We start from the raw sequence: 19,616 nt of genomic DNA, 5'->3' as shown, positions 1-19,616 counted from the left end.
CCCGCCGTGATCGCCCCCAGATAGGCCGCGAACCGCGCCTCGCCCGTCCTCGGCCGCCTTGTCTGCCTCTCTACCATCCCCCACATATAGGAAGACCGGAAAGCTTTGACACAGTAAGATTAGACCAGCACAAAATAAAAATACGGTCAGGTCAAAGGCTTAGGGCGGCGCCGGTAACCGGGGCAGATTCCCGGGCACGGCTGGCTGATCAGGCGGAGGCGGCGGCCTGACGGACGAGATCCGGTAGTGGCGGGACGGGCATGGCGCCCGGGACGCGCAGGCGGTTGCCGAGGTAGCGGTAGAACGAGAGGCCGAGCTTGCGGCAGGTCTTCATCAGGCCGAGCAGCACGTTACGGGCGGTCCGGCCATCCTCGCTCATGGTGCCGCAGGAGATCTTGCGCTTGGTGACGCAGGCGCGGATGTCGTTCTCGGAGCCATTGGTGTGGAGCGGGATCTCCGGCCGCTGCGGCACGCGCAGCAGTTCGGCCTTGCGCCGGTGCGGCGGGTGAAGATCCGGTCGAACCTGGCCCTGAGCGCCGCGGCCCGCCGGGGACAGGGATCGCGCTGCCAGGCCTTGAGGTCGGCATACAGCCACCAGATCAGGGTCCGCGTCAGCTCGACGGCCCGACGCTGCGCGTCATTCGCCGGCACCAGTTTGTGGACCAGTCGCTCCGCATGGACCCAGCAGAGCGCGTGATCGCCGAGGCGGAACTGGCCGGCATCGTCGGAGACGATCACCGTCCCCGGCAGCAGGCCATGCGCCTGGATCGTGCCCCATAGCGCTCCCTCGGTGGCGATCCGCACCGGCTCGGGGGTGACCGCCAGCCGGTCGATGCCGAGCGCCGCCAGGTGCGCCGTCCAGGCGACCGCGTCGGCAAAGACCTTTGCCGGGTGCGCTGCCAACTGCTCGATTACCGGCCCAGCCAGGGCGCGGTTGCGCATGTACTCCAGCGCCGCCTCGTTGATCACGATGCGCCGTGACCGGCGCGGAGCACCGACAGGAAGGCCTCGCGTGACTTCGAGGTACCGCTGCGGAAGGCGGTGAAGCGCCCATCGCCGATCTGCGTCGTGAAGGCGTCCTGCCGGGCATGCCGGGCCGCGGTGTCGTCCACCGTCACCCAGCGCGCGGTCGCCAGGCCGGCCCGCAGGACCTCCCGGTCCTCGGTGATCAGGTCGTCGAGCCGCGAGGTCAGCAGCCGCACCACCTGGCGCTTGGAGATCTCGATGCCGATCCCGGCCAGCAGGGAGGCCAGCCGCTCCGTCGTCACCTGGCCCTGGGCATGCGCCACCAGCAGGAAGCGCCGCAGCCCCGGCCCGAAGCCGCCGACGATGCCGGCCGGCAAGGCCGCCAGCACCGTCTCGCCGGACGGCGTCGCCCAGCGCTCCCGCCGATAGCGCACCACCGCGGGTGTCAGGGTCAGCTCGCGCACCAGGATGTCCTGATAGCTCTTGAACCGCGAGCCAGGCGGCGGCGCGGCCGGCACCACCACCTCGGTGGTCACTGCCTCGCGGTCGCGCTTGGCACCGCGCCGGCGCCGTGACCGCTTGTTGCCGCTCTCGTCCGGCCCGGCGCCGCCGGTCGCCTGCTCCATCCCGGACGGCCGCGAGGGCGGCCGCGGCGGCAGACCCTTCAGCCGCGCCACCTCGTCCCGCAGCGCCTGGTTCTCCGCCTGCAGCGCCGCATTGGCGGCCACGAGATCGGCAACCTTCGCCACCAGCGTGCCGACAAGCTCCCACAACTCGGTGAGCGACAAGGTCTCCAGCGGTGCGCTGTCGGGCGGCGACATGAGCAGGGTGAATCACGTCGCCCCCGCCGGCGCAACCACCGCGCCCAGGAATCTGCCCCGGTTACGCGCCGGCCCATTTGGATCACCCCTTTTGAATTTGCTCGGTTTTTCCTCGAATTGGCCAAAGTCGGGCTGAGGAAGCCCTCAAGCCATCGCCGGCGAGGGCTTCTTCTGGATCCACGCCTCATGACGCCAGCGTCACGGCACGTGCAAACTCAAGCTGAGGCGGACGGCCGCGGTCAGCCGGCCGGCCGCGCGGCGGCCCCGCTTGTCAGGGGCGCCCCGCCCTTTCCTCCCGCCGGCTGCGCGAAGGTGGCGCCGGGGGCGGTCGCCGCCGGCCGCAGCGCGCTGCCCAGCCAGACGAAGAGCAGTAGCAGCGACGGGACCATGTTCTGGAAGGTCTCGCCGTTCGCCACCACGCCGATGACCAGCAGCACGGGAAGCGCCACGATCGCGTCCTCGCGCCGGTCCTGCAGCCGCATCGCCACGGACAGGACCGTCGTGGCGAAGGCGAGGCACAACACCGCGAAGGTGAGGATCCCGCCGATATAGAGCACACCGTAGAAGGTGGAATGCGAGCCCAACGGCATGGTCGGCAGCCAGCGCGCCGCGGGTCCGCTGAACCAGCCATGGCCGAGCCAGGGCGCATCCAGGACGCGTCGCCAGGTCAGCTCGTAGACGATGTAGCGCGCCGCCGATGAGCCCGAGCGCGCCTCGGTGAAGGCCCTGTAAAAGTCCTCGGCGACAGCGACGGGGTCGAAGCCGAGCACCACGGCGAGGTTCAGCGCGAGTGCCACCACCACCACCAGGCCGAAGCGCGCGCGTGGCGAGAGCCGCAGCAGGGCGAAGAGCAGCAGCGCGGCGGCGACGCAGACCATCGCGGAGCGGCCCTGACTCAGGACGGTGCCCAGTAGCCCACCGGCCAGGGCCGTCCGGCGCCAGAAGACGTCCCTCTCCCGCAGCGCGATCAGCAGCGCCGCGGCGCTCGCCAGGGAGAGCGTCGTGGCCCAGGGGAAGAACAGCGTCAGCCGCAGCACGCGCCCGCCCATGAAGCTGTCCATCTGGAAGAACTTCATGGTCAACTGCTGGTAGACGATGGGCAGGCTGGAGGGCAGCAGCAGCGCCAGCGGGCTCGGCACCTCCAGGCGCTCCAGCCCGAGCACGGCGAACAGGACGACGCTCAACCCCGAGAAGACCAGGATCCAGCCGGCCTGGATGCAGATCGCCCGAACGACGACCGCTGATGCGATCGCGGCTTGGCCGCCGACCGCGATGCAGAGACCAATCAGCATCCAGCCGGTCGTCATCGGTGAGAGCAGGACCCTCGGCAGGCTCACCGGCGCGCCCTGGGTCATGAAGAAGTTGCTGGTGGTCGCCGCGGCCTGCGCGGCGCTCGCCGCGACCCATAGCAGGGCCACCAGCGCGATCCCGGGATCCCGAGGCAGGCGGCGGAGCGCCAGGAACAGCACCCCCGCGACGCCGAGCGCCATCAGGGTGCCCGTCATCCACCACACTGGCGTCAGAGCGGCGTACCAGAAGACACATTGCTCCGCGACGCGGCCTGCCGATTCTTCGCGGCCGGCCGGCTGTCGGCCGCTCATCGGTGGCGGACCGTTGGGGCGCCGCCATTCATCGCTGGAAGGCGCCCATGCCCGCGCGCATGATACGGTAAAAGCCCCCTTGCCCGCGCCCCCTGGTTAGCGCCAGGGCCAGCGTGCCGAAGAAGCGCGGGTCGCGGACCAGGATCCCCGGCGAGAGCCGCACGGCCTTCGCTAGGAAGCCCAGCGCGTCGCGCGATTGCCCCAGCGAGGCCGCCTTGCGCGCGGCGATACGGTAGGACCCTGCCAGGCCCAGGTCGAGCAGCGAGGTGGGAACGTCCGGCATCTTCTCTGCCAGTAGCCTCCGGGCGAGTTCCGCCTGCCGGGCGAAGCTGTCGAAGCGCATGCTGCCGCTCGTCGCGCGGATACGGTAGCCCGTCAGCGCCTCCGGTACGAGGCGGATCCCGCGGCCGGTCAGGCGCATCATCCGGGGCCAGAGCTCGTACTCCTCGAAGGCGGTGCGGAAGCGCTCGTCGAACAGGCCGGCGGCCAGGAAGTCGTCGCGCCGACCGATCGCGGTGCTGCCGTTGCCGAGGTGGTTGCGGACGATCATCTGCCGCCAGGTCGGGGCGGCGTGGCGCGACATCAGGTAGGCGCCGGTCGGCGTCCCGTCCTCGTTCAGGTAGGCGGAGTAGCTGTAGGTCAGGCAGACCGAGGGATCCCCCTCGAGCACCGCCACCTGCCGCTCCGCCTTCGTGGGCGTCCAGACGTCGTCGCCGTCGAGCAGCCCGACATGGCGCCCCCGCGCCGCGACGATCCCGGCGTTGCGGGCCGAGGACAGACCGCCGTTCGCCTTGCGCAGGAGGCGCAGGCGCGGGTCGCGGATCCGCTCGACCTCCGCGGCTGTCTCGTCCGTGGAGCCGTCGTCCACCACGATCACCTCGACCTCGCGCAGCGTCTGGTCGAGCGCCGAGCGGACCGCCATACCGATATAGGGGGCGATGTTGTAGGCTGGGATGACGATGGAGAGCACCGGGGTCATGGCGGGCGGGGTCCCATGGGCTGTCGGGCCGGGCGGCTCGGGATCGGCCTGTCGTCTCGGCGGGTCAGGCAGCGCTAGTGGCACGCAGGCGGGCGCGCTCGGCGCGGTGGCGCTTCACCGTGGCTGCGAGCCCCTCGTGCAGGCCCCGTGGCAGGACCGAGGCGACCGCGACGGCGCTGCTGACGAGCCAGCAGCGGCGGTCGCCGAGGAGCGCGCGCGGAGAGGCGCGCCAGGCGCCCAGGATGAAGCCGCGCGCCGCTGCGTGATCGCCCGCCTCGTAAGCGATGTAGGCGAGGAAGCGGTTCCGCCGGGCCATCGCCATGCGTTCGACCGCAGCGATCCGGTCCGGGGCGCGCAGCCGTGCCTTGCCGATCGCCGCCTCCCAGCCCTGCAGCATCCGCTGCCAGTCCCGTGTCATCTGCCCCCCGCGCATGCGGTAGGAGGTGAGGATCTCCTCCACCAGGGCGATGTTGCCCTCGCGCAGCAGGGCCACGCGCAGCCAGGCGTCCAGGTCCTCACAGGCGCGGAGCGCGGGGTCGAAGCCGCCGGCGCGCAGCAGGGCCTCCCGCCGGCACACCACCGTGCTGCCGTTGCCGGCGAAGTTCTCGATGGCGAGCCCCTCGAAGGAAAGGCCGCCCAGCAGCCGCTCGGGCGGCTCCGTGTTGTGGCGGCCGGTGACCTCGCCGGCATCGTCTATGATGCGCCACCAGCTGTAGGTCAGGTCGATCTCGGGCCGACGATCCAGCAGGTCCACGTGCCTGCGGGCCTTCACTGGGTCCCACAAGTCGTCGCCGTCGAGGAAGCCGACATGGCGCCCCACCGCCGCGGCGAGCCCCGTGTTGCGCGCGGCCGGCAGGCCCTGGTTCAGCTGCCGGATCACGCGCAGGCGCGGCTCGGCACGGAAGCCTTCGAGGATCCGCGGCGTCGCATCGTTCGAGCCGTCATCGACCACGATGATTTCCGTGGCGACGTCGCGCTGGGCGAGTGCGGAGCGGAGTGTCGGCACGATGTAGCCGGCCACGTTGTAGGCCGGGATGACGATGCTGATGTCGGGTGCCATGGGCCCGTCACTCCGCCTGCGAGGTGCCCGGTTCGCCGCGCGGCTGCAGACCGGGCTCGGCCGCCGCCCTGAGCGAGCCCTGCCGCCGCAGCGCCGCCCGGCAGTAGAGCTCCTCGTGCATGAGGGCCACCTGCCGCCAGTCCGGCCAGGCGCCGAGGGCGCGGGCGACATCGGCCTCCATGCCCTCCACCAGCGCGGGGGAGGAAAGCAGCATCTCCAGCCGATCCCGCAGCGCGTCCACCTGGCCGACCGGGAAGGTGAAGCCGCCCGGCTCAATCGCCTCCAGGTTCTCCGGGATGTTGCTGACGAGGACGGCCCGGCAATGTCCCAGCGCCTCGAGCAGGGCGAGCGACTGGCCCTCGAGGTGCGAGGGGTGCACGAAGAGGTAGGCATGTGCGAAGAGCTGACGCAGCGTCTCGCCAGAGACGTGCCCGGTGAAGACCACGCGCCCCGGCTTCGCCGAGCGTTGCAGCGCCTCCGTGTAGGGGTCCCCGTCACGCCCACGCCCGGCGACAACTAGGACCTTGTCCGTCTGCAGCTCGTTCCAGGCAGCGATCAGCTCGTGGCAGGCCTTCTCGGGCACGAGCCGCGCGGCGAACAGGGCGTAGCTGCGTGGATTCAGTCCGAACGGCGCGAGGCGGTCGGCCTCGCCGGGCGGCCCCTGGGGTTCGATCCCGTTCGGGATGTAGGCCGTCTCGCGCCCGTAGGTCGCGCTGAAGTAGTGTTGTATGCCGCGCGACGACACGATGATCTCGCTCGCCGAGCGCACCGCCACCTGCTCGGCCAAGCGGATCGCGCGGCTGGCGGCCCGGCCCCACTTCGCCCTGCGCCAGTCGAGCCCCTGCACCCAGACGACGGTGGGGACGCGGGCGAGGCGCCCGATGGGGGAGAAGATCCCGGGTCCCTGATGGGTGAACAGCAGCAGGTCGCTTCGCTCACGGATCGCCTGCACGACCGAGAGCAGGCTGCGCGACAGCGTCTCCGTGTGCTTGCCTTCGAGGCCGCGGACCTCCACGCACCGGATGCCGCGCCAGCTGGCCGCCTCGGGGCCCGCACCCTCGGGCGCCGGTCCGCCGTAGACGGTCACTATGTGCCCGCGCTCGGCGAGGTGCGGTAGGTAGGACTGCAGGATCCGCTCGATCCCGCTGTAGTTCGACAGCAGGTGGCGCGATCCGAGCACCGCTATGCGCATGGGCGTCCTCCTCCTTCCCGCGGGACCGCAGTGGGTGCTGGTCCCGGCGCCGTCCGGGGCTCGCGCCCCCGACGGGCGCTCATTGCTCGTTCGACCGGACCAGGCGCAGCGCCGGCGCGCGCTGCGCCGTGCCCGCGGCCCGGCCGTAGTAGACCGCCGCCTGGCGCTCGCCCTCGGTGCGCGGCACCTGCGAGACGTCCACGCCGGAGAGCACAAAGCCAATCTCGCGGGCTCCGGCCCGGCTAAGCCGCGCAATTGCCCGGAGCACGGCGCGCACCGGCGTGCGATTCCAGGCGACAATCAGCACCACGGCATCGACCCGCCGCGCCAGCAGCACGCCGTCCGAAACCGGCAGCACGGGCGGCGCATCGAGGATGACGACGCGGAAGCGCTCCCGCACCTTGGCGAGGAGTTCCTCGAAGGCCGGACTCTCCAGGCTCCAGAGCGGGTCCACCGCCGTCTGCCCGGCGCCCATGTAAATAAGGCCGCTGGCCTCGTCGATAGCGATCGCCTCCGCGAGGGAGGCCTTGCCGGCGAGGACGTCGGTCAGGCCAAGCGCGTCGCCGCCGCCGAGCCTCTCCTGCACGGCCGGACGCCGCAGGTCGGCGTCGATCAGCAGGCATTCGTGCCGCGCCGCGGCGAGCATGCGGCCGTAGCTGAGCGCGAAGCTCGTTTTGCCCTCCAGCGGCGAGGCTGAGGTGACGAGGAGCAGCTGGCGGCCCGAGGGCCCGAGGCCGCGCAGCGAGACCGCGACCGAGCGCACGCACTCGCTGTAGAGGTCGGCCGGCGCCCTGACGACGAGGTCGTGAACCCTGCTGCGGCGACGCGTCCTCATCGCAGGCAGCCAGCCGAGGCCGGCAAGCCCGAGCGCCGACTCGCCCTGGCTGACCGAGCGGACGGTGACGTTCCGGTATTCGAGGAACAGGGCGATCGAAAAACCGGTCAGCAGGGAGGTCGCGAAGCCGAAGAGCGCAATCAGCAACATGTTCGGCGAGGACTGGTTTCCTGGCATGCGCGCGGGCGAGATGACCGCGAGATCCGGACGCTGGAGGCCATCCAGGAGCCGCGCCTCCTCCGTCCGGCGGACCGCGGCGTCGAAGACCGCGCGGTTCGCGGCCGCCTCGCGCTCAAGCACCGCCGCCTGGATGGAGTAGCCGTCGCGGCGCTGAGCCTCGGCGGTGACCTGCGCGATGGTGGCCTCCAGCGAGGCGCGCCGGGTGCGCGCAGCGATGGCATCGCTGCGGATCGCGCCCAGGATCCGCTCCTGCTCCTCCGCAATCCGCCTGAGCAGGTCGGCCAGCTCCGCGCGAGCGTCCATCGCGGTGCGCAGGTTGCCGCCGCTGACGAGCTCCGCGATGCGGCGGTTCAGGTGCGCCTCCTGCTCGCGCAGCGCGGTGATCGTGCGGGAGGTGACGATCTCGGTCAGCGAGCCGCTGCGTCGTCCCGCCGCGGCCTCCTCGGCGGCGCGCAGCCGCGCCTCCGCCTGCGCCTGCTGCCCCATCGCCCCGGTCAGCTGGGAGTGCAGTTCGGCCAACTGCTGCTGCGCGAAGGCCGGCGCCTGGGCGGTGCCGAGGCCGTGGACCTGGCGGAACTCGGCCAGGCGGCCCTCGGCCTCCACCGCCTTGACGCGCAGGGTCTCCAGCCGCTCGTCGAGCCAGGCGCTCGTCCCGCGCAGCAGGTCCAGCTTCCGCCGCAGCTGATCGTCCACATAGGCGGACGCGACCGCGTTGGCGACCGCGGCGGCGAGCGCGGGATCGCGGCTGACATAGGCGATGCGGAGGCCGCCGCCGCGCAGGTCGTAGCTGACATAGAGACGCTTCTGGAAGGCGCGGATGAGCGCCGCCTCCTCGCGCGCCGCGACGAGGTGCTCCTCTTGCAGATCGGTGCCACGAAGGCGGTCGGCGAGGTGGGGCGGCAGGTAGGTCGCCACCGCGTCCTTCGCCGCCTGAATCCAGGCGCGCGGCCCGCTGACGCTCCCCGCGGGCTCCCGCTGCGCCCTCAGCGGCTCGAAGTCCGCCTGCTCGAGTAGGTCCAGTTCCTGGATCACGCGCAGCGCAATCGCTGGCGAACGGACGATGTCGACCTGGCCCGCTAGCGCGCCGCCGTCCAGTTCCTGCTCAAGCGCGGGAACGTTGCCGTCCACCGTGCGCGCGGCGCGTCGGTCCACCTGCATGAGGACCTCGGCCCGATACGATCGAGGCAGCAGGAGGGCTGCCGAGATGTCGGCCGCCGTGAGGAGGATGGTGATGCACGCGATCAGCCACCGTCGTCGCCACGCCGACTGGAAGAGGGTGGCGAGGGACAAGCTTGGCGAGCGGCCGACCGCCGTTGGGTTTTGTGCGGTATCCACAGCTCGTCTCCCACTGATCGCCCGTTAAGCGTGGCAAGCGATAGAGGTGCGCCCCACCTCGAGGCTGCGCCCCGGCGCAGCGCCATGCCCCGATTCATTGCGGAGGGCTCCTGCCCCATACGATACACGTGGCCGCACTGGATGGAGCGCAATTTCGTTCAGCATTGCCGGTTGAAGGAGAGCATTCGAAAAATCCTTCTTCCTTGCATTCACCTCATTTCTTGAGCACATTTCAAGGAAAAACATCCAGCAAATAGAATAAGGTAACTGCATTTAAACCATAATGTCCATAGCACATGAAAACAACGGTTTTGTGCTCGCATTTTCTTGACTTTGCCAATTTGCGTCACGTCATCATTCTGACTTCGGTCATCATATTTGAGAACACCGAGGAGGAGTTTGTGCATGTTGCATGTTGAAAAACGCTTTATGCACCTCCCTTAACTGGCCTTATCTACCTTAAATGTCCAGAATTTGAGAGCGGGTGGTTTTTCATGGTCTTTGTCGAAATTTTCCCCCTCTCGGACAGGAGACACTTCAATGCAGGCCGAGCAGAGAATTCTTGTAACGGGTGGAGCGGGATTCATCGGATCTCATATCTGTAAGAGACTCCTTAAGCAGGGATATGAAGTTCTATGTGTAGACAACTATTTCACCGGGCGTAGATCAAACATAGCATCGTTTCTGGGCCATCCAGGCTTCGATGTCATGAGGCACGACGTCGTCAATCCGCTGTACGTCGAGGTCGATCGTATCTTCAATCTGGCCTGCCCGGCATCGCCGCTCCATTATCAGTACGATCCGGTCCACACGCTCAAGACCAGCGTGATGGGCGCGATCAACATGCTCGGGCTTGCGAAACGCGCGAACGCACGGATTCTGCAAGCCTCGACCAGCGAGGTGTACGGCGACCCGGTCGAGCACCCACAGGCCGAAACCTACTGGGGCAACGTGAACCCGATCGGGCTGCGCTCCTGCTACGATGAGGGCAAGCGCTGCGCCGAAACCCTCTTCTTCGACTATAAGCGGCGCGAGGGCGTCGACATCCGCGTCGCGCGCATCTTCAATACCTACGGCCCCTGCATGCACCCCGCCGACGGCCGGGTGGTGTCGAACTTCATCGTCCAGGCGCTGCGCGGCGAGCCGATCACCGTTTACGGCGACGGGTCGCAGACGCGCTCCTTCTGCTACGTCGACGACCTCGTCGAGGGCCTGATCCGGCTGATGGACAGCCCGGAGGTGGGCGATGGTCCGGTAAATCTCGGGAACCCGACGGAGTTCACCGTGCTCGAACTGGCCGAGACGGTGCTGCGCCTGACCGGCTCGCGTTCGCCGATCGTCCGCAAGCCGCTGCCGTCCGACGACCCACGTCAGCGCCGCCCCCAGATCGACAGGGCCCGCGGGCTGCTGGGCGGTTGGGAGCCCCGCACCCCTCTCGAAGAAGGGCTGCGGGCGACCATAGCCTACTTCCGGACAGTGCTCGGCGCGCCCGCCCCGCGGGCCACTCTAATCCATTCGATCGAGCGGGAGGCCGAGCCGCTGACGACCGCGCGTCACGCCGTCGCCAACGGCACCGAGACGCTGCGCACCGTCACGGCCAACCGCGATGCCTAACGCGCGGCTCATGGCGGCGCGGCACAGGGAAGCCGCCCGCGCCTCAGCATACGAGTGAGCGGGTAGGGGGCTGCCATGAGCGAACAGGCCGCGACTAGGATGGACGCCGCCCTGCGGCAACTCCTGCAGTCCCCGACGCCGAGCCGCAACGAGGCCACACGGTGGAGCAACACAGGCTTCCGCCTCGCCCTGGGCCTAGCGCAGGCGCTCCAGGTGGGCGCCGTCGGGGCCGCGACCATGGCGGCGCTTGTGCAACCGTCCCAGATCGCCCCTGTGGCGGCGCTCGGCCTAGTCGGTATCGGCGCCCTCGTCGCCGTGCTGCTGCAGCACGAAGCGGGGGTTGATCCCCTGGAGCGGAACGGTCGCGCCGGACGGGCCGCCGCCGCAACCCTGGCCGCGGTCGTGCTGGTCGGCGCGTGGCTCTTGGTGGCGCTGCCCGGCGACGGAAGCCAGCGGCTCCCCATCCTCGTCTGGTCCCTCGCGTGGGGGGGGCTGGCGGCCGGTGCCGCCGCTGCCACACAGCTCGCGGCCGCCCGGCTAGCTCAGCGCCTGGACCTCGGGCGGGGCGTGCTGCTCGTCGGACCGCGCGACTGGATCGAACGGACCAGGCGCCGACTGTCGGCCGGCCCGGGCCATGCATGGCGCCTCGCCGCCGCCGTCGACGATCGGGACCGGACCGCCCTGGCGCAGGCCACGGATCCTACGGCGGCACGACGGGTCGACGTCGTCCTAGTCTCGGTGGATACCGCAAGGGACCCGGCACGGCTCCAGGACCTACTCGATTACCTGGCCGACCAGCGGGTTCGCATGTGCGTCGCCTTCGACCTGCCGCCGCGCTGCGTGCGCCCGCAGGGCGAGGGGGTGATCGCCGGGATCCCGGTCGTCGAACTCGTCGCGCCGTGCCAGTCGGGCTGGCCGGGGATGGCGAAGCGCGGGCTCGACATCGTGGTGAGCCTCGTGGCGCTGGTCCTCGTGGCGGCGGTCCTCGCCCTGGCGGCGGTCGCCATCGCTATCGAATCCCCAGGGCCGGTGCTGTTCAGGCAGTGGCGGTTCGGCGCGGGCAGCCGCCCTTTCCTCATGCTCAAGCTGCGCACCATGCGGCCCGCAGACGGCGATCCGACGGGGGCGACCCGGACGACGCGGCGCGACCCGCGCGTCACTCGCCTCGGCCGCATCCTGCGCCGCGCGAGCATCGACGAGCTGCCGCAACTCATCAACGTGCTGCGCGGCGAGATGTCCCTCGTCGGGCCGCGCCCGCACCCGCTGCACATGCGCGTGGGCGACGACTACTTTTTTGAAGCTGTGGAGCGCTACCGCGCTCGTCACGCGGTCCGCCCGGGGCTCACCGGGTGGGCGCAGCTGAACGGGTCGCGCGGCGAGGTGGACACGCTCGAGAAGGCGCGCCGCCGGGTGGAGCTCGACCTCTGGTACATCGAGAATTGGTCGCTCGCGCTCGACCTGCGGATCCTCGTGAGGACGGCCCTCGGCGGCTTTCTCTCTCTGCGCGCGGACTAGCTCGGCTTTGTTGGGATCCCGGCCCGCCAGCGGCTCGATCAGCCGGTGCGGACGGATGGGGACGGAAGGCTGCAGGACCATGCTGACAAATTGGGACAACAGGCGGGAGAGGGCTCAGATGCGCGTTGCGATGATCGGCTCCGGCTATGTCGGGCTCGTCTCTGGCGCCTGCCTCGCGGAGCTGGGCCACAGCGTGGTCTGCGTCGACCGCGATGCCGGCCGCATCGAGCGGCTCCGGCGCGGCAAGATACCGATCTACGAGCCTGGGCTCGAGTCGCTGGTCGGCCGCAACGTGGCGGAGCGTCGCTTGGCCTTCGCAACCGATCTTGAAGCCGCCCTTCGCGGCGTCGACGTCGTCTTCATCGCGGTCGGCACGCCGCCACGCCGGGGAGATGGGCATGCGGACCTCTCCTCCGTCTGGGCCGCGGCGCGGTCGGTGGCGGCCACCCTCGACGGCCCGGCAGTACTGGTGACGAAGTCCACCGTGCCGATCGGCACTGGCGACGGGATCGAGGCCGTCCTGCGCGAGCTGCGCCCCGGCCTCGACGTCCCTGTCGTCTCGAATCCGGAGTTCCTGCGCGAGGGAAGCGCCATCGGCGACTTCCTGCGGCCGGACCGCGTTGTGGTGGGCAGCGACGACGCGCATGGCCACCAAGTGATGCGCGCGCTCTACGCGCCCCTCCTGCACCGAGGCGCGAGGCTCTTCGAGACAGGCCGGCGCAACGCCGAGCTGCTGAAGTACGCCGCCAACGCCTTCCTCGCGGTCAAGATCTCCTTTATTAACGAGATCTCAGACCTCTGCGAGCGAGTCGGCGCGAACGTGCTCGACGTGTCGCGCGGTATCGGCATGGACGAGCGCATCGGCCCGCGCTTCCTGGAGCCCGGCCCCGGCTACGGCGGCTCCTGCTTCCCGAAGGACACGCTCGCGCTCGCGCGCACCGCGCACGACCACGGGATGTCGCTGCGGCTGGTGGAGGCGGTGATCGCCTTCAACGAGGCCCGCCGGCCCGCCATGGCTCGCAAGGTCCTGGAAGCTTGCGGCGGCGCCTTACGCGACCGCCGCGTCGCCGTGCTCGGCCTCGCCTTCAAGGCCGGCACGGACGACATCCGGGAGTCGCCGGCCATCGCTGTGATCGAGGCCATCCAGCGGGCCGGCGGCCGCGTCCGCGCACACGATCCGGCGGCCATGCCACACGCCGCCGACTGCCTGCAGGACGTCGAGTTCGCCGCGACCGCGGAGGAATGCCTGGGCGGGGCGCATGTCGCCGTGCTCGTCACCGATTGGGAGGAGTACCGCAGACTGCCCGCCGCTAGGCTGCGGCAACTGCTGCGCGACCCGCCGCTGGTGGTGGACCTGCGCAACGCCCTCGACGCGCGCGAATTGCGGCGCCACGGCATCCGGCATGTCGGCATGGGAATGCCCGAGGAAAGACTGACCGCTCCGCAGGAGCTGGCCGCGAAAGCCCCCGTCCCCGTCCGGCACGCCTCCGCGCCGCTCGCGGCGGCCATGGCATCCCCCGAGCGCTGACGGGGAGGCAGACATCTCGCATTCGCTCCACCTGGCGCTGCGGACACCCGGGCGCTCCTGGCCGGGGGCCTCGCGCCTCCTGCGGAACATGCGGCTGCCGGGCCCGCGCTCGCCCGTTTGGGCGCTGGCAGAGGGCATTGGATCTGCGGTCCTGTCGCTCATCTCCATGCTGGCAGTGGCGCGGCTGATCGGGCCGGAGGCGGTCGGCCTCGCGGTCGGCGCGCTTGCCTGTTTCCTGCTCTGGGACCTACTCGTCTCAGTGATCTTCACCGACGCGATTATCCGCCATCCCGCGCTGCAGACGCGGCACGTGGACAGCGCCCTCACCTTCGCGCTCCTGCTCGGGTGCGCCATGGCGGTCTGGCTCGCCGCCTTCGCGCCGTCGCTCGCTGCGTTCATCGAGATGCCGGCGGCGGCGCCGATGATCGCCGCTCTCGCGCTGCTCCTACCGCTGTCCGCTGTCGTCGGGATCGCCTCGGGCATAGCGGTGCGGGCGCAGCGCTACCGCCTGCTCGCGCTCCGCGTCCTCGTCGGGCAGCCGGCAGGACTGCTCGCCGCGATGGCGGTGGCTTGGGCGGCGGGCGGGGCCTGGGCGATGATCGCGCTGCAGATCCTGCTGACGGCCGTGACCTTTGTGCTGCTGCTGCCCAGCTTGGGACGGGTGCCGCGGCCCGCTCTCGACCTTATGACCCTGCGCGAGCTGTCTTCCATCGCCGGGCCGCAGACCCTGGCGACGCTGGTCAACAACGGGAAATACCGCGTCTTCCTGGTGGCGGTCGCAGTGATCGCTAGCGAGGCTATCGTCGCCCAGTCGCATTTCGCGTTCCGCATTGTGGAGGCAGGCTTAACCGCCGCCTGGATCGCCATGGCCCGGATCTCGATGCCGCGGCTTTCCCTCGCAGCCGCGGGCCGGGGCGAATTCGCGCGCACCTATGGCGAGCTGGCGCAGCTAAGCGCCCTGCTAGGGTTGCCGATCGCCGTCGGAATGGGGCTGGTGGCCCCGAGTTTCATTATCGGCGTGCTCGGCGAGCAATGGTCCGAGACGGCGGATGCGACGCGCATCGCGGCCTTTGCCTCAGCCGCCTATTTCCTGAGCGGGACCGCGCCGAGCCTCTTCGTCGCGCTGGACCGGGCGCGGGTCAACCTGATGCTGTCGCTGCTCGGCACGGCCTGTCCCTTCCTCTGGTTGCTGCTGGTGCAGCCGCGGACGCCGTCCGGGTTCGCCGTGGCTTGGTCGACCTCGGCCTTTGTGCTGCCGCTGGTCGGCGGCCGGATCGTGTTGCACGCGCTCGGCCGTTCGCCCTTCTGGCTCTTCCGGCAGGTGCTGCCCGGGCTGCTCGCGGTCGCCGCCATGGCGCTGGTCGTGATCGCGGTCCAGCGCTGGGCGGGTCTGGAGCCGCTCGCTGAGATCGCGCTGACGGTTCCGCTGGGCTCCGCGGTATTCGCCGCGGCGGCTTGGTTGGCTCTGGGCCGCCAGATGCCCGCGGCGCTCGGGCCGAGTCCCGCGACGGCTCTGCAGGAGCCGGGCGAATGACCGGGTCGCGCCTTCCTCCCGGGTGTCCCGCGCGGCCGCCGCCTAGCCGGAGGCTTGGTCCTTGATCGGTCGCGGACCACGTCGTCATCAAGCATTGGGTGTGAATTATGACAAGGCATGAGGGAAATACTGACGACATCCTCGTGATCGAGACAGAAACCGCATCGCTGGACTGCAACGGCGGGCCCATGGGCGAGGCCTCCGGCCCTCCGCCCGGCCCGCGCCGCGCGACGCCGTCGCTCCTGGCCCTGCTGGAGTGCGTGGGGGCGCAGGCGGCGGCGCTGATCGCGCTGGAGGACGAGGAAGTGGCCGTGTCCTACGGCAACCTCCTCGGCCTCGTGTCCCGGCTCGCCGAAGATATAGGAGCGCGGGTGCCGGAAGGCCGCGCCGTGGCCCTGGCCTGTCCTGAGCCGGCTTGGCAGGTGGTGTCGCTGCTGGGCGCTATGGCGGCCCGTCGTGTCGCGCTCGTCGTCGATACGATGGCTCAACCCGGGCAGCTTGAGGCGACCTTGCGCAGCGGGCCGCCCGCCGCGGTCCTGGCGCCCGCCGGGCAGGTCCCGGCCGCATTCCGCGACATGTCCATCCCAGTGATCGCGCCGGATCGGGTGCCTGCCGCCGCGACTTCCTGCGGGAGCGCCGTCGAGCGAGCAGCGTTCGGTCGCGAGCCTGCGTTGATCCTCCGGGACCAGGGTCCAGCCGGCGATCGACCCGCCTTGGTTATCGGGAGCGAGGCCCTGCTGCGGGGGGCGCTGGCCTTCACCCGTGCCGCCGAGCTGGGCCCGACCGACCGCGTCCTCGTCCTGAACAGCCCGGGTGGCATTGACGGCATCACGGGCGCCCTCGCGGCCTTGCTGGCCGGGGCGCGGCTGCGCGGCCGCGATCCGATGCGGGGCGGCGTTGATAGCGTCGCTGACCTGATGCGCCGCGGTCGTGTGACGGTGCTGGGCGCGAGCCCGGCCATGCTTCGCGCGCTGCTTCGCAGCGACTCCGGCCGCGACGCGCTCGCGTCGTTGCGACTGGTCCGCCTGGCCGGGGGGCCGATGTTTTATGGCGACATCGCGCCGCTGCGGCGGCTGCTGCCGGCCGGGGCATGCGTCCAGGTCGCATGCAGCCTAGCCGGAACGGTGGTTTCGCAGTGGTTCGTGTCGCCGGCTGGCACGAGCGAGGCCGGACTTGTCCCGATGGGCCATCCGTTGGCTGGAAGCCGCCTCGCGCTGTCGCCGGCGCGTGAACCGGGGCAGGAGGACCAGTCTGGGGAGCTCCTGCTCGGGGGCGATGCGCTGCCGATTGGGCGCTGGGTCGGGGGTCGTTGCGTGCCGCTCGCCGGCGACCAGCATTGGCTGCGCACGGGGCTCCGCTGCTCCGTCCGGACCGACGGTCTGCTTACCGTGGCAGGTTGGATGGCCCCGGGCAACGAGCCGATCACGCCCTGGGAGATTGAGGCCCTGCTGCGGAGCAAGGCGGATGTCAGGGATGCGGCCGTGGTGCGGCTGGCGGATCCGCAGGGGGACTCCTCGCTGGTTGCCTTCGTCGCCTGCGGCACGCACCGGCGCGCGGAGCTGACCAGCGCCCTGGCGCCGTGGCTCGCGGCGACCGGTCCCCTGCCCCTAGAGCTGCATGTTGTCGATGAGATTCCCAAGCGGCCGGATGGTGAACCCTGCGAGGTCGGTCTGGAGCAGCTCCGCGCCGCGCCGCAGACCGCGCCGTCCGGCGGGCCAGCAGCGACCAGGCTCGAGCAGGCCCTTGCCGGTGCCTGGGGGAGTGTGCTCGACTGCGCGTCCTACGAGGCAGACAGGCCATTCGCGGCAGTCGGCGGCGACTCGTTGAAACTCATCCAGCTTGCGCTCGAGATGGAGAGGCGCCTGGGGGAAGGCACTGCGCTCCCGCTCGAGGCGCTCGGTGCCGAGATGCGGCCGAGCGAGATGCTAGGGGCACTCACAGCACGCCTTGCGGCGCGGCGTGTCAGGACGGCGCCGGCGGGCGTTGCCCTCTTCCTGCCGGGCCTCACCGGCGACGAGCCCGCGCTCGCGCGGCTGCGCACCGAGCTGCCGCCGGGGATCCAGCCGATCGTGCCTCGCTATCCGGGCTGGATCGACATGTCGCTGCGCGACCTCAGCATGACGGACATCGCGGCTGCTGTGTTCGAGCAGGTCGAGCGCCAGCTCGATGCGCCGGTTCCGGTCCACATCGTCGGCTATTCCTTCGGGGGGCATGTCGCAGTGCCCCTCGTGCGGTTGATGCTGGACCGTGGCACCAAAGTGAGTTCCGTCTGCGTGATCGACACGACTCGTCGGGGACTGAAGCTGGTCCGCCCCGGGCCAGCGCTGCGGACGGAGATCTGGGGCGGTGCGCTGCGCAAGAGCCTGCACGGCGGACGGCTCCAGGAGGCGCTTGGCATTGCGCTGGCGCAGAACCTCGCCAGGCCGGAACTGCGGCCGCTGCTCCGCCTGCTGGCCCGGCGCGGGCAGCTCCCGCGCCCCTCGGCCGAGGCCGGGTTCTTCTGTCAGAAGTATCTCGAGGGCATCCAGCGCTCCGCGATCCTGCGCTCCTGGATTGCCGGCGGCGCGCCGTCGCCAGTCACTGGGCCACGGGTCGCGCTGCTCCGCTCGAGCGAGCACGCATCCGACCCGTCCCCCGATCTCGGTTGGTCGGAGGTCAGCCCGGCCGTGAGCGTCCACCACGTCCCGGGGACCCACCACTCTATCTTCAGCGATGAGAATCGGCCGGTGCTGCGGCGGCAGCTGATCGATGCCTGCGGCATGGCGCGCTGGGACGGAGAATCCGGCGCCGTGGCGACTGCGGCTTAGGTAGCAGGGTGAGGGACCGCCGATCACACGAGCAGGACGGCGTCTGGGCCGCCGCGCTGGAAAGGAGAGCATACCAATGTCAGCACCAGTGCTGATCGCGGGCGGCGCCGGCTACATCGGCGCCCATGCCTGCAAGGCCCTAGCGGCCAGGGGCTACAAGCCGGTCATCTTCGACAACTTCTCGACGGGCCACCGGGCTTTCGTCCGCTGGGGGCCGGTGGTGGAGGGTGACATCCGCGACGCAGCGGCGGTGGGCTGGGCGATTCGGGAGCATGGCTGCGAGGCCGTGCTGCACTTCGCTGCTTGCGCCTATGTCGGCGAGTCGGTGTCGGACCCGCGCAAGTACTTCGACAACAACGTCACCGGCACCCTCGCGGTGCTGGACGGGATGCGCGCCGCCGGCTGCAACAGGCTGGTCTTCTCCAGCACCTGCGCCATCTACGGCCAGCCGGACACGGTCCCGATCTCGGAGGACACCCGGCCCAACCCGATCAACCCCTACGGCGCGTCGAAGCTGATGGTCGAGCAGATCCTGCGCGACTACCGCCCTGCCTACGGCCTGCGCTCCATCGCGCTCCGCTACTTCAACGCCTGCGGCGCCGATGTGGATGGCGAGATTGGGGAGCTGCGCGATCCCGAGACCCACCTGATTCCGCGGGCGATGATGGCCCTGCAGGGGCATGTCAGGGACTTCGCCGTCTTCGGCTCCGACTTCCCGACGCCAGATGGCACGGCGATCCGCGACTACATCCATGTCTCGGATCTGGCGGATGCGCATGCCGGCGCGCTCGATGCGCTGCTGGGGGGGCATCCGGGAGGCGCCTACAACCTCGGCACGGGCCGGGGCGCCTCGGTGCTCGAGGTGCTGCGGATGATCGAACGGGTGACCGGCGAGGAGTTGCCCGCAGTCACCGGACGGCGTCGGGAAGGAGACCCGGCTGCGCTGGTCGCGGACCCGACCCTGGCGCGCCGGGAACTCGGCTTCGTGCCGAGGTCCTCCGACCTTGAGACGATCGTCGGGACGGCTTGGGCATGGCACCGTCGGGCGCATCCGCGTCGCCCCGGAGATGGCCGGCGAGGCACCGCGCAGGAATGGTCCGGCCGAGGAGCCTGTCCCGATAGCGAGTGAAGAGGCTCGACAGGCAGGGCGTGCGATGATTCGCTCGCCGGCATGACGAAGAGCTTTCGACCCTGGAAGGTGGACGAGGTGTGGCTGCTGCCGCCTTGTACAGGAGTTCACCCCTGAGGGGCATCCCGCGCATCTGGTCCGCGACATCGTGGTGGAGGAGCTCGATCTCTCGGCGATACTCGCGGCCTACAGGGAGCCCAAGGGTTGTCCGCCGTACCATCCGGCGATGATGGTAGCGCTGTTACTCTATGCCTACAGCCGTGGCGTCTACTCGTCGCGGCGGATCGCGCGTGCCTGTGAAGAGCGCCTCGACTTCCAGGCCGTGACGGCGCTGGCTCAGCCGGATTTCCGCACCATGTGGGTTTGCCCCGTCTCGATGGACATCAACGAAGCTTTCGCGTGAGGTGTCCGCGATGCCCAGACCCCATCCTGCCTACGCACCGGAGTTCCGGCGCCAGATGGTCGAGTTGGTCCGTGCCGGACGCGACCCGGCCGACCTTGCCCGCGAGTTCGAACCTTC

At 70.3% G+C, this 19,616-nt stretch carries 14 protein-coding genes and 1 pseudogene; 7 read left to right on the top strand and 8 right to left on the bottom strand.

Going from position 1 to position 19,616, the window contains the following annotated elements; translation table 11 throughout:
- Positions 1-208: 208 nt before the first annotated feature.
- The 8 genes from LHA35_RS28825 to LHA35_RS25685 form a co-directional block, all read right to left on the bottom strand.
- The gene (locus tag LHA35_RS28825; protein WP_264185808.1) at positions 209-379 is read right to left on the bottom strand and encodes a hypothetical protein; all 171 of its coding nucleotides are present in this window, start codon (positions 377-379) and stop codon (positions 209-211) included.
- A complete protein-coding gene (locus LHA35_RS25715; protein ID WP_226613828.1) occupies positions 376-969 on the bottom strand; it encodes a hypothetical protein in 594 nt (197 codons plus the stop codon). Before LHA35_RS25715 ends, LHA35_RS28825 begins: the two co-directional genes overlap by 4 nt.
- Positions 966-1,787 carry an FtsB/FtsL family cell division protein gene (locus tag LHA35_RS25710; RefSeq protein WP_226613824.1) on the bottom strand — a complete coding sequence of 274 codons (822 nt, stop codon included), beginning with the start codon at positions 1,785-1,787 and terminating at the stop codon, positions 966-968. Before LHA35_RS25710 ends, LHA35_RS25715 begins: the two co-directional genes overlap by 4 nt.
- 239 nt (positions 1,788-2,026) lie before the next feature.
- Entirely contained in the window at positions 2,027-3,292 is a 1,266-nt protein-coding gene (locus LHA35_RS25705; RefSeq protein ID WP_226613822.1) for an O-antigen ligase family protein, read from the bottom strand.
- A 124-nt stretch (positions 3,293-3,416) separates the two neighbouring features.
- Positions 3,417-4,367 carry a glycosyltransferase family 2 protein gene (locus LHA35_RS25700; RefSeq protein WP_226613821.1) on the bottom strand — a complete coding sequence of 317 codons (951 nt, stop codon included), beginning with the start codon at positions 4,365-4,367 and terminating at the stop codon, positions 3,417-3,419.
- Positions 4,368-4,431: 64 nt separating this feature from the next.
- Positions 4,432-5,427, bottom strand: coding sequence for a glycosyltransferase family 2 protein (locus LHA35_RS25695; protein ID WP_226613820.1), 996 nt, complete (start codon positions 5,425-5,427; stop codon positions 4,432-4,434).
- 7 nt (positions 5,428-5,434) lie between these two features.
- The gene (locus LHA35_RS25690; protein WP_226613819.1) at positions 5,435-6,619 is read right to left on the bottom strand and encodes a glycosyltransferase family 4 protein; all 1,185 of its coding nucleotides are present in this window, start codon (positions 6,617-6,619) and stop codon (positions 5,435-5,437) included.
- 79 nt (positions 6,620-6,698) lie between these two features.
- Positions 6,699-8,924, bottom strand: a complete 2,226-nt coding sequence (locus LHA35_RS25685) for a GumC family protein (protein ID WP_226613818.1) — start codon at positions 8,922-8,924, stop codon at positions 6,699-6,701.
- A 585-nt stretch (positions 8,925-9,509) separates the two neighbouring features.
- On the opposite strand from LHA35_RS25685, the gene LHA35_RS25680 reads away from it, so the two are divergent.
- The 7 genes and pseudogenes from LHA35_RS25680 to LHA35_RS25650 all read left to right on the top strand — a co-directional run.
- A complete protein-coding gene (locus tag LHA35_RS25680; RefSeq protein ID WP_338050989.1) occupies positions 9,510-10,583 on the top strand; it encodes a UDP-glucuronic acid decarboxylase family protein in 1,074 nt (357 codons plus the stop codon).
- Positions 10,584-10,658: 75 nt separating this feature from the next.
- On the top strand, positions 10,659-12,098 hold the full coding sequence (locus tag LHA35_RS25675; RefSeq protein WP_226613817.1) for an exopolysaccharide biosynthesis polyprenyl glycosylphosphotransferase: 1,440 nt from the start codon (positions 10,659-10,661) through the stop codon (positions 12,096-12,098).
- A 118-nt stretch (positions 12,099-12,216) separates the two neighbouring features.
- The gene (locus tag LHA35_RS25670; protein ID WP_226613816.1) at positions 12,217-13,626 is read left to right on the top strand and encodes a UDP-glucose dehydrogenase family protein; all 1,410 of its coding nucleotides are present in this window, start codon (positions 12,217-12,219) and stop codon (positions 13,624-13,626) included.
- Between the two features lie 88 nt (positions 13,627-13,714).
- A complete protein-coding gene (locus tag LHA35_RS25665; RefSeq protein WP_226613815.1) occupies positions 13,715-15,160 on the top strand; it encodes an oligosaccharide flippase family protein in 1,446 nt (481 codons plus the stop codon).
- A gap of 143 nt (positions 15,161-15,303) precedes the next feature.
- A complete protein-coding gene (locus LHA35_RS25660) occupies positions 15,304-17,967 on the top strand; it encodes an AMP-binding protein (RefSeq protein ID WP_226613813.1) in 2,664 nt (887 codons plus the stop codon).
- A gap of 76 nt (positions 17,968-18,043) precedes the next feature.
- Positions 18,044-19,096 carry a UDP-glucose 4-epimerase GalE gene (gene galE / locus LHA35_RS25655; RefSeq protein ID WP_226613811.1) on the top strand — a complete coding sequence of 351 codons (1,053 nt, stop codon included), beginning with the start codon at positions 18,044-18,046 and terminating at the stop codon, positions 19,094-19,096.
- A gap of 42 nt (positions 19,097-19,138) precedes the next feature.
- Positions 19,139-19,454: pseudogene (locus tag LHA35_RS25650) on the top strand (transposase); the annotation flags it as partial.
- Positions 19,455-19,616 lie beyond the last annotated feature (162 nt).

It is taken from the genome of Roseicella aerolata, from assembly GCF_020523605.1.
Classification (GTDB): domain Bacteria; phylum Pseudomonadota; class Alphaproteobacteria; order Acetobacterales; family Acetobacteraceae; genus Paracraurococcus; species Paracraurococcus aerolatus.
The sequence above is the reverse complement of the archived record's forward strand: the minus strand, read 5'-3'. Positions and strand labels throughout refer to the sequence as shown.